This window comes from Allosphingosinicella sp., assembly GCF_036387215.1.
GTDB lineage: Bacteria > Pseudomonadota > Alphaproteobacteria > Sphingomonadales > Sphingomonadaceae > Allosphingosinicella.
This window is the reverse complement of record NZ_DASVUE010000152.1, coordinates 1-7843: the sequence shown is the minus strand read 5'-3', so window position 1 is coordinate 7843 and position 7843 is coordinate 1. Positions and strand designations below refer to the sequence as shown.

Annotated in this window: 9 protein-coding genes and 1 pseudogene; 9 read left to right on the top strand and 1 reads right to left on the bottom strand. The window is 66.4% G+C overall.

Annotation, left to right across the window (positions count from 1 at the left end):
• Positions 1-287 (top strand): annotated as a pseudogene (locus VF662_RS06155) (hypothetical protein); the annotation flags it as partial.
• An 81-nt stretch (positions 288-368) separates the two neighbouring features.
• Here the strand turns inward: VF662_RS06155 and VF662_RS06150 are convergent.
• Positions 369-1229 carry a cold-shock protein gene (locus VF662_RS06150; protein ID WP_464138918.1) on the bottom strand — a complete coding sequence of 287 codons (861 nt, stop codon included), beginning with the start codon at positions 1227-1229 and terminating at the stop codon, positions 369-371.
• Positions 1230-1448: 219 nt separating this feature from the next.
• On the opposite strand from VF662_RS06150, the gene VF662_RS06145 reads away from it, so the two are divergent.
• The 8 genes from VF662_RS06145 to VF662_RS06110 all read left to right on the top strand — a co-directional run.
• Positions 1449-2066: a ribonuclease D gene (locus VF662_RS06145; protein ID WP_464138917.1), complete on the top strand. Its 618-nt coding sequence runs from the start codon at positions 1449-1451 to the stop codon at positions 2064-2066.
• Positions 2059-2697 carry an LPS export ABC transporter periplasmic protein LptC gene (gene lptC, locus VF662_RS06140; RefSeq protein WP_464138916.1) on the top strand — a complete coding sequence of 213 codons (639 nt, stop codon included), beginning with the start codon at positions 2059-2061 and terminating at the stop codon, positions 2695-2697. The genes VF662_RS06145 and lptC overlap by 8 nt, the downstream gene beginning before the upstream one ends.
• Positions 2694-3239, top strand: coding sequence for an LptA/OstA family protein (locus VF662_RS06135; protein ID WP_464138915.1), 546 nt, complete (start codon positions 2694-2696; stop codon positions 3237-3239). The genes lptC and VF662_RS06135 overlap by 4 nt, the downstream gene beginning before the upstream one ends.
• 135 nt (positions 3240-3374) lie before the next feature.
• Complete coding sequence (gene lptB / locus VF662_RS06130; protein ID WP_464138914.1) at positions 3375-4154, top strand: LPS export ABC transporter ATP-binding protein; 780 nt, start codon at positions 3375-3377, stop codon at positions 4152-4154.
• Positions 4155-4159: 5 nt separating this feature from the next.
• Positions 4160-5668 (top strand): RNA polymerase factor sigma-54, encoded by a 1509-nt coding sequence (gene rpoN / locus VF662_RS06125; protein ID WP_464138913.1) that lies wholly within the window; start codon positions 4160-4162, stop codon positions 5666-5668.
• Between the two features lie 52 nt (positions 5669-5720).
• Positions 5721-5858, top strand: coding sequence for a hypothetical protein (locus VF662_RS06120; RefSeq protein WP_464138912.1), 138 nt, complete (start codon positions 5721-5723; stop codon positions 5856-5858).
• Between the two features lie 13 nt (positions 5859-5871).
• A complete protein-coding gene (locus VF662_RS06115) occupies positions 5872-7119 on the top strand; it encodes a threonine synthase (RefSeq protein WP_464138911.1) in 1248 nt (415 codons plus the stop codon).
• Between the two features lie 167 nt (positions 7120-7286).
• A partial coding sequence (locus VF662_RS06110; protein WP_464138910.1) for a VWA domain-containing protein occupies positions 7287-7843 on the top strand: 557 nt, incomplete at its 3' end.

The following is a 7843-nucleotide window of genomic DNA, read 5'->3' as shown; positions in this document are numbered from 1 at the left end:
CGGCGGGCATTGTCGAGAAGGTAGCTTGTATGTTGAGGTCAATCGTCCAGAGTTCAGGCGAGAACTTCGCCCACGATCCGTCGCACCGCGGCTATTGCGTCGTCTACCGCGAAAACCAGGTCAACCACTGCCCGGGATGCGGACGGACGCACTGGTATGTCGGTCGTGTTTCGGCCGAATGCGGCTTCTGCTCGACGGCGCTGCCGCTCGCCGAGGCGACGACGCGCGGCGCCGGCATGGTCACGCGCGGACTGCAGCGCCAGACCCTCTTCCACGATGCCGCCTGACACCCGCCTGATATCCGTCTGACACGAAAAAGCCCGGCGCGCTTCGCGGCCGGGCTCTTTTGTTGTCCGGGAAGCCGAAGCTTACTGGAGTGGCGCCAGGTTCACCGCCGCCGTCTTGCCGCGGCGATCGACTTCCAGCTCGAATTCGAGCCGGTCGCCTTCGTTCAGCGAGACCATGCCGGCCCGCTCAACTGCCGAGATGTGGACGAACGCGTCCGGCTGGCCGTCGTCGCGGCTGATGAAGCCGAAGCCCTTCATCGCGTTGAAGAACTTGACGGTGCCCGAAGCCTTCTCGCCGGTCAGCTGGCGCTGCGGCCCACCGCGGTCGCCGCCGCCGAAGCCGCCTGCGCCGCCCGGTCCGCCCCGATCGTCGCGCGGAGCACGCTCCTGGACGGCCATCGGCTCGCCTTCGATCTTGAGGTCGGTCGCCGAAATGCGGCCGCCGCGATCGACGAGGGAGAAGCCGAGCGGCTGACCCTCGGCCAGGCCGGTGAGGCCCGCTTGCTCGACCGCGGAAATGTGCACGAACACATCTTCGCCGCCGTCATCGCGAACCACGAAGCCGAAGCCTTTCTGAGCGTTGAAGAACTTTACGACGCCCGTGCCTTCGCCGACGACCTGGGGGGGCATGCCGCCGCCACCGCCGCCGCCGCCGCGGAACCCGCCGCCACCGCCGCCGAAGCCGCCACCACCGCCGCCGCCGCGATAGCCGCCGCCACCGCCGCCGCCGAATCGGTCGCCGCCGCCGCCGCCGAAGCGATCGCCGCCACCGCCGAAGCGATCACCGCCGCCGCCGTAGCCGCCGCCGCCATAGCCGCCACCGCCGCCGAAACCGCCCCGGTCTCCGCCGTAACTGCTGCCGCCGCTATCTTCTCCGAAACCGTCGCGCTTATCTCTGCCGCGCCCGCCGCGATCCCCGCGGCGCCCTCTGTCGAAACTCATGCCTTGCAATACTCTTCCAGCGCCCCTGTGACCTCAAACCACTGCGCCGTGCTTCGTGCGCAAACGGCTCCGTGCGCGAAAAATGCGCATACCGCCGACTCCTATAGCCTAAAACTATCGCGGCGGCGAGCGGTTTTGCCGGCGCAGCGGCGATGCTCGTAGAGCCATCGCTCGCGTCAGCCATTGAGGCGCCGCGGGCTTGGCCTTATGCGGGGTCGGATGAGCGTATATTTTCATGAAGAAGACCTTCCCGAAGGCGTTCTTGCACCGGGTCCCGTGGCCGTCGACACCGAGACGATGGGGCTCCAGCTCGGCCGCGACCGTCTGTGCGTGGTGCAGATCGCGGACGGCCGCGGCGACGAGCATCTCGTCCGCTTCCGCAAGGGCAGCGACTATGCGGCTCCCAACCTCAAGGCGGTGCTCACCGATCCCGAGCGGCTGAAGCTCTACCATTTCGCCCGCTTCGATATCGCTTCGATCAAGGCCTATATGGGGATCATCGCAGCGCCCGTTTACTGCACGAAGACGGCCTCGCGGCTCGTGCGCACCTATACCGACCGGCACGGGCTCAAGGAGCTCATCAAGGAGATGCTGGGCCAGGAGATATCCAAGCAGCAGCAAACCTCCGACTGGGGGGCGCCTGAGCTCAGCGATCCCCAAAAGGATTATGCGGCCTCCGACGTGCGCTATCTGCATGCGCTCAAGACGAAACTCGACGAGCGGCTGGAGCGCGAAGGGCGGACGGCGCTTGCCCAGGCCTGCTTCGATTTCCTTCCGCACCGGGCGCTGCTCGATTTGGCCGGCTGGCCGGAGGAAGACATTTTCGCCCATGTCTGAGGCGGCGGTGAAGGAGCGGGTCCGCAAGCAGGGCTGGGCCGCTCCCGGCGGGGTGCACGATTTCCTGGTGCGCCTGCTGAAGATCCTTCTGCCGACCGCGATCGGCGTGCTGCTCGCCTATCTGGCGCTGGCGCCGCTCCAGAAGGGCCGCGACATCAGCTTCATCCTCGACAAGAACAAGGTCGAGGTCGCCAAGGAGCGGATGCGGGTCGAGGCGGCGCGCTATCGCGGGCAGGACAATAAGGGGCGGCCGTTCACCCTCGATGCATCGTCGGCGGTGCAACCGAATTCGCAGGTGAAGATCGTCGATATCCTCGGCATGTCGGCCGAGATCGGGCTCGACAATGGCCCGGCTACTCTCCGGGCCGGTAAGGGGCGCTACGACATGGAGGCCCAGAAGGTGGACATTATCGGCGCGATCCAGCTTGCCGCCGCCGACGGATACAGGCTGGAGACGCGCGACGTAGCGGTCGATCTTAACGCCCAGCAGCTGGAAAGCAGGGGACGCGTCGATGGCACGATGCCGCTCGGTCGCTTCTCCGCCGATAAGCTCCAGGCGGATCTGCCGCAAAAGAAGGTGGTGCTGACGGGGCGGGCACGCTTGCATATCAAGCAGGGCGCGATCAGATGAGCAATATGAGGACCGCCAGCATCGCATTCGGCGCCGCCGCGGCGGCCATCCTGCTCGTTGCGCCGGCCGTGGGGCAGGAGGGGACCTCTGCGCTCAAAGGCCACAATACCAGCGCTCCCGTCGATGTCGCCGCGGACCGGATCGAGGTCCAGGACCGCGCCGATCGCGCCATATTTTCGGGTAATGTCGTCGCCAAACAGGCGAACCTGACGATGAACGCGGCCAGGGTCACCGTCGCTTATTCCAACGCCGGCGGAATCGAGATCGAACGGATCGATGCGAGCGGTGGAGTTACCGTCAGGAGCCCGTCCGAAACGGCGCAGGGGCAGTTTGCGATCTACGACCTCCGGAGCCGATTGATCACCATGCTCGGCAACGTCACCCTCACCCGCGGCGAATCGCGGGTGAACGGCGCCCGGCTCGTCCTCAATCTCGACACCGGCCGTGCGGTGATGGACGGCGGCGCCCGCTCCGCGCCGGGAACCGGCGAAGGCGGAGGCCGTGTCACGGGCCGCTTCACGGTTCCCCAGCGCAACAACTGAGAAGCAACGCTTCCCCTCAAATCCAGCAGCTTGGGTCGAATTGGGCTCGACCGGGAGCGCCGGCTCATGCAGGAATCTTGCCAGTTGAGGCGAGGCCCCGCTTCGCCTAAATTCCCGTTCGGGAAGGGGACTTAAGTGAACGACAGCGCCACCATCAGCCGGACGGATCGGGAATCCGCCTTCGGGCAGGTCTCGCGCGGCCTGTCGGTGGTCTCGATCGCCAAGTCCTACGATCGGAAGTCGGTGCTGAACGACGTTTCGCTCGGGGTGAATCGCGGCGAGGTGGTCGGTCTCCTCGGTCCCAACGGCGCGGGCAAGACGACCTGCTTCTATTCGATCATGGGCCTGGTGAAACCCGACAGCGGCCGCATCCTGCTCGACGGCGAGGACATTACCGGCCTGCCGATGTACCGGCGCGCGATCCTCGGCCTCGGCTATCTGCCGCAGGAAACCTCGATCTTCCGTGGCCTTACCGTATCCCAGAACATCATGGCCGTTCTGGAAGTCGCCGAGCCCAACCGCCGCGTCCGCGCGGAGCGGCTCGAACAGCTGCTCGGCGAATTCCATATCGAGCACCTGCGCGACGCCCCCGCAATGGCGCTCTCCGGCGGCGAGCGGCGGCGCTGCGAGATCGCGCGTGCCCTTGCCGCGGATCCCACCATCATGCTGCTCGACGAGCCGTTCGCCGGCATCGACCCGATCTCGATCTCCGACATCCGGGATCTCGTGAAGCAGCTGAAGCAGCGCGACATCGGCGTCCTCATCACCGATCATAACGTTCGCGAGACGCTAGACATCGTCGATCGCGCCTGCATCATCTACGATGGCCAGGTGCTGTTCGCCGGCAGCCCGGAAGCGCTCGTCGCCGACGAGAATGTGCGCCGGCTCTACCTCGGCGAGAGTTTCGAATTGTAGTCGCAATGGCGCTCGGTCCTCGCCTCGACCTTCGGCAAAGCCAGTCGCTGGTGATGACGCCGCAGCTCCAGCAGGCGATCCGCTTGCTGGCGCTTTCGAACCTCGAGATCGACAGCTTCATCGCCGAGGAGCTGGAGCGCAATCCCCTGCTCGACAGCGGCGGCGGCGACGAGGAGGCGCATTCGGAGCCCGCCGAGCCTGACCTCCCTCTCTCGGAAAGCGAGGAGCCGGCGACGATCGACATCCTCGTCCAGTCCGGCGATGCCGGACAGGATGCCCCGCTCGACATCGACTATGACAGCGAGGATTTCCACCAGGACAGCGCCGCCGACAGCCTTCGCGGCCTCGACGGCGGCCTCGGCATGGATGGAGTTGGCACCGGCGGGGGCGAGGCCCTCGATTTCGACGGCTTCGAAAGCGAAGGCGTGTCGCTCCACGAGCATCTGCTCGGCCAGGCCGGCGCCTGCCTCAGCGACGCCGACATGATGATCGCCCGGCAGATCATCGAGCAGATCGAGGAGACCGGCTATTTCGCGGGCTCCCTGCTCGAGATCGCGCACCGGCTCGGCGCTCCATTGCACGATGTCGAGCGGGTACTCGGCGTCATCCAGCGGCTCGACCCGCCGGGCGTCGCCGCGCGTTCGCTCGCCGAATGCCTGGCGCTGCAGGCGAAGGAAGCCGACCGCTACGATCCTGCAATGGCGCGGATGATCGACAATCTCGATTACCTCGCCCGCGGCAATCTCTCCGCCCTAAAGCGCATTTGCGGGGTGGACGACGAGGACCTAGCGGACATGATACGCGAGCTTCGGGCGTATGATCCGAAGCCGGGCTGCAAATTCTCGCATGGCGACCGGGTGGATGCGGTGGTGCCCGACGTGTTCGTCGCCCGGCGCGGCAATGCCTGGGCGATCGAGCTCAACAGCGCCACGCTTCCAAAGCTCCTCGTCAACCGCAGCTACTACACCGAGCTTTCGAGCGGACCTCAGGACAAGGCGTCGAAAGCCTGGCTGTCAGATTGCCTCGCCAGCGCCAACTGGCTGTTGAAGGCGCTGGACCAGCGCGCGCGGACGATCATCAAGGTCTCGACCGAGATCGTGAAACAGCAGGACGGATTCTTCCGCAACGGCGTCGCCCATCTCCGCCCATTGACGCTCCGAACCGTGGCGGAAGCGATCGGGATGCACGAATCCACAGTCAGCCGGGTCACCTCGAACAAATATCTCTCCTGCGACCGCGGCCTGTTCGAGCTCAAATATTTCTTCACCAGCGGTATCCAGAGCTCCGAGGGCGGCGATGCCGTGTCGGCCGAGGCCGTGAAGAGCCACATCAAGGCGCTGATCGCAGCCGAAAGCCCCACCGCGATCCTCTCCGATGACCAGCTGGTCGATCTGCTCCGCGCCAAGGGCTTCGACATCGCCCGGCGGACCGTCGCGAAATATCGCGAAGCGATCGGGCTCGGATCCTCGGTCCAGCGCCGCCGCCAGAAGGCGATCGGTTCCCGCGCCGCCTGACAGGGAAACGATTGCCGCGCCGGTTGTTGACCCTTCGAACAAGGAGATCAGCATGACCGACAACAAGAAGAAGGGCGATTTCGACCAGTGGCAGAAGGAAGACAAAGGCGGCGACAAGAAGCAACGCGACAACCGCAACGAGGACAGCCGCACCGGCGGCCAGAACAGCGGCAGCGGCGGACGCAGCTAGCCTACGCACCTTCATGACGGCGGCCTGGAACGGCAATCTCTCGGCCGAGCGCGAGACCTTCGTCGCTCATCTCGAATGCTCGATGACGGGCGAGCGCTACGAGGCGGATCGCCTGCAAGGGCTCTCCCGCGTCGGGCGGCCGCTGCTGGTCCGTTATGACCTGGCGGCGGTCCGCGCCGCGCTGTCGCGCGAAACGCTTTCCGAGCGCAGTCCCGATCTCTGGCGTTACCGGGAGCTGCTGCCCGTCCGCAGGGCGGCGAACGTCGTCAGCCTCGGCGAAGCGATGACGCCGATCGTGCCGCTCCCGCGCGTCGCGAAGCGGCACGGCTCCCGCGAGCTGCTGGTGAAGGACGAGGGTCGGCTTCCGACGGGGTCGTTCAAGGCGCGCGGCCTGGCGATGGCCGTGTCGCTGGCGAAGGAGCTCGGCGTCACCAAGATCGCGATGCCGACTAACGGCAATGCCGGCGCAGCGCTTGCGGCCTATGCGACCAAGGCAGGCATCGAGACGATCGTCTTCTGCCCGGACGACACGCCCGAGATCAACGTGCGCGAAATCGCGCTCCAGGGCGCCCGCGTCTATCGGGTAAACGGTCTCATCGACGATTGCGGCAAGATCGTCGGCGAGGGCGCCGCGGCCGGCCACTGGTTCGACATGTCGACGCTGAAGGAGCCGTACCGGATCGAGGGCAAGAAGACGATGGGCCTTGAGCTCGCCGAGCAGCTCGGCTGGACGTTGCCCGATGTGATCTTCTACCCCACCGGCGGCGGCACCGGCCTGATCGGCATGTGGAAGAGCTTCCAGGAGCTGGAGGAACTCGGCTTCATCGGCTCCGAACGGCCGCGCATGATCGCGGTCCAGGCGGAAGGCTGTGCGCCGATCGTCAAGGCCTTCAACGACGGCGAAGAGCATGCCGAGCGCTGGGACGGCGCAAGCACAATCGCGGCCGGGATTCGCGTGCCCAGAGCCGTCGGCGACTTCCTCATCCTGCGCGCGGTGCGGGAGAGCGGCGGCTTCGCAATGGCGGTGTCTGACGCGGAGCTCTCCGCTGCCGTCGAGGAGGCGGCGAGCGAGGACGGTCTCCTGCTCTGCCCCGAGACCGGCGCCACGCTTGCGGCGTATGAAAAGGCGCGGGCGGAAGGGCGCGTCTCCGCCAGCGAACGGGTGGTGCTGTTCAATTGCGCCACTGGCCTGAAATATCCGATGCAGGACCGGTCGAAGCGCGTTGACCGGCACGCGCCGGTCGATTTCGCTGCGCTCTGAGCAGGGGAGGATCCGTCATTGTGGCGGGAGCCTCGGCTCAAGGGTAAAGCTTTGCCGGTAGGGCGGGTGTTGCAGCTTTGCCGCAGGGCCCGACGATGGTGAGCAGGCGATTGTCCCAACCGGCAGATGTGATAATATAACCTTCTTTGTGGAAGGAGCCGTTCGACATGCACATCGTCCGCTTGCTGCTCGTCGCGGCCCTTGTCCTTGCCACTCCTGCGACGAGCCCACCGGTCATAGCGGCGGCTCGCCCCGCGGCGGCAGACGGCGATCGGATCTGCAAGCCGTTTATCGACCGCTTCCGGGAGCAGGACCGGGCTGCGCAGCGCGGTTATTCGGTCGGCTACCCCTTGTCGGCCCCGCCTCCGCCTCCGCCCCCTCCGCCTCCGCCGCCCCCGCCGCCTCCTCCTCCGGTCTCCGCCGACTCCGGCGTCAATGCCGAGATCGCGGTCACGGGCTCGCGCGTCGCCCGACCCAACCTCACGAGCCCGAGCCCGGTCACGATCGTGGGATCAGCGAAGATGAGGGAGAATCGGGAACGCTATGCGGGGCCCGAAGTCGCCACGGTGCAGGCGGTCGCGCAGGCGCCGGTCTCGACCTTCGGCATCGACGTCGACACCGGCAGCTATTCGAATGTCCGCCGGCTTCTGAGAACCGGACAGCAGGTTCCGCAGGCGGCCGTGCGGACCGAGGAGATGCTGAACTATTTCCGCTACGACTATCC